Genomic DNA, 2,432 nt, shown 5'->3' with positions numbered 1-2,432 from the left:
GAGATCCGCGGCGTCAGCGTCTCGCGCGGGACGGTGGATCAGCTGCTCGAGATGGAGTGGATCCGCTTCGGGCGCCGCAAGATGACGCCGGGGCGGCCGGTCACCTTCGTGGTTACGCAGGATTTCCTTGACCAGTTCGGGCTGGAAAGCGCCCGCGACCTGCCGGGGCTCAAGGAACTCCGCTCTGCAGGCCTGCTGGACAACCGCCCGCCGCCCGGCGCCGTGGCCCTCGGCGTCAGCGAACCCGAGGACGATGGCGAGGACGACGATGACCCCGCCCCCGCTCTCGTGCAGGTCGCATCCTCGTCGAAGGGCGGCGCGAAGCAGGCCGCCCCGCGAGACGAGCCGCGTGGCCCCCGCCCCACGCTCCGGGTCGATCTCGAACGGGTGGACCGGCTGATCAACACCGTGGGCGAGCTGATCATCAACCAGGCGATGATCTCGCAGCGCATCGAAGAGCTGGAACTGCCCGCAGTGGCGCACCTGACCAACGAGCTCGAGGCCTACAAGCTGCTGGCCCGCGACATCCAGGAAGGCGTCATGGCGATCCGCGCGCAGCCGGTGAAGCCGCTCTTCCAGCGCATGTCCCGTATCGTCCGCGAAGCCTCCGAGGCGACCGGCAAGAAGTCGAAGCTGGTGACCGTCGGCGACTCGACCGAGGTCGACAAGACCGTCATCGAACGTCTCGCCGACCCGCTTACCCACATGGTGCGCAATGCCGTCGACCACGGGCTCGAGGCACCCGAGAAGCGGCTCGAGGCAGGCAAGGACCCGATCGGTTCCATTCGCCTGTCGGCGTCGCACCGCTCGGGCAGCGTGTTCATCGAGATCGCCGACGATGGTGCGGGCCTGAACCGGCCGCGCATCCTCGAGAAGGCGGTTGAGAAGGGTCTTGTTTCCCCCGACGCCGAGCTCTCCGAGCAGGAGATCGACAACCTCCTCTTCCTGCCCGGCTTCTCCACCGCCTCCGAGGTCTCAAATCTCTCGGGCCGCGGCGTCGGCATGGACGTGGTCAAGAATGCCGTCGCCGGGCTCGGCGGTCGTGTCTCCATCAGCTCCGCCCCCGGTAATGGCACGACCTTCACAATCGTGCTGCCGCTGACACTCGCGGTCATGGACGGCTTCGTGATCTCCATCTCCGACCAGACCATGGTCATTCCTATCGCTTCGATCATCGAGACCATCCGTCCCAACCGCAAGGACCTGCACTACATCGGCACCAGCGGCGAGGTGATCTCGGTCCGCGGAGCCTATGTCCCCATTGTCGATGTGGCGCGCAATCTCGGCCTCTCCGCAGGCGAGACCGACATCAGCGGCGGTGTGCTCCTGCTGGTCAGCACCGAGACGCAGGGACTGACCGCCCTTCGTGTCGGCGGGATCCACGACCAGAGACAGGTCGTGATCAAGAGCCTCGAAAGCAACTACGGCGCCATCCCAGGCGTCTCCGCCGCCACCATCCTCGGCGATGGCAAGATCGCCCTGATCCTGGATCCCGACGAGCTCGTGAAACTCAACCCAGCGGCGCCGTTCCTGCCGCCCGCATCCTCAGCCAGAATGGAGCTGCGCCATGCTTGACGTCGTCGAAGCGCCCACCGAAACTCAGTTCGAGTTCATCACCTTCTCGTCCGGCGACCAGAGCTTCTGCCTCGAGATCACCCAGATCCGCGAGATCCGCCGCTGGACCCCGGTGACAAAGCTTCCCCACACGCCGGACGATGTGCTGGGCGTCATGAATCTGCGCGGCGCAGTGATCCCCATATTCGATCTCGCCGCTCGGTTCGGGCTCGGCACCACCGCCGACAACGAACGCAACGTGGTCATCGTAGCCGCCGCTGGCGGAACCACCATCGGCCTCCTCGTCGAATCCGTCTCCGAGATCCTCTCCGTCGACAAGTCGGCGATCCAGGAAACGCCCGACATCAAATCCGAAGCGGCGCGGCAGGCCATCCTCGGCGTCATCTCGGTGGGTGAGAGCATGGTGCGAGTCGTCAACCTCGACGCAGTCCTCGATAACGACATGGGAGGGGCGGTATGAGCATCGCCCCGGCAGAGCTGGGTCCGCGGGAGTTCAATTTCACCGACGATGACTTTCGTGCGCTGGCCCGTCTCGCCCGCGCAGAGTTCGGACTAAGCCTGTCAGAAAGCAAGAAGCCACTGGTCTACTCGCGCCTGGCCCGAAGGCTCCGTGCCAGGAACATCGCCCGGTTTCAGGACTACATGAATCTGCTAGGCAACTCTGACGAGGCCGAAGAGCGGCTCGAACTTATCTCCGCCCTGACCACCAATGTCACGAGCTTCTTCCGTGAGAAGCACCACTTCGAAACACTCAGATCCCAACTCGCGCCAGCGCTGGGAAAGCGATCCCGCGTGCGGATCTGGTCGGCGGGATGCTCCTCCGGTCAAGAGCCGTTTTCGATCGCCATGACGCTGCT

At 65.0% G+C, this 2,432-nt stretch carries 3 protein-coding genes; all 3 read left to right on the top strand.

The window, feature by feature from the left end; genetic code table 11:
- Window positions 1-1,575: SMC-Scp complex subunit ScpB (locus HC022_RS24070; protein WP_175583717.1), on the top strand; the 1,575-nt coding region annotated here is incomplete at its 5' end.
- Window positions 1,568-2,035, top strand: coding sequence for a chemotaxis protein CheW (locus HC022_RS24065; RefSeq protein ID WP_008883002.1), 468 nt, complete (start codon window positions 1,568-1,570; stop codon window positions 2,033-2,035). The genes HC022_RS24070 and HC022_RS24065, both read left to right, overlap by 8 nt.
- The coding region (locus HC022_RS24060) for a CheR family methyltransferase (RefSeq protein WP_303049096.1) at window positions 2,032-2,432 on the top strand (401 nt) is incomplete at its 3' end. The genes HC022_RS24065 and HC022_RS24060, both read left to right, overlap by 4 nt.

Origin of the sequence: Salipiger sp. HF18, assembly GCF_011806505.1 — a bacterium.
Lineage (GTDB): Bacteria > Pseudomonadota > Alphaproteobacteria > Rhodobacterales > Rhodobacteraceae > Salipiger > Salipiger thiooxidans.
Note: the sequence above shows the minus strand (reverse complement) of the source record. Positions and strands in the feature narration are given on the sequence as shown.

What these genes read in the sequence shown, in the direction of transcription:
- HC022_RS24065 (WP_008883002.1), top strand. Translation starts at nt 1,568, where the DNA reads ATGCTTGACGTCGTCGAAGCGCCCACCGAAACTCAGTTCGAGTTCATC.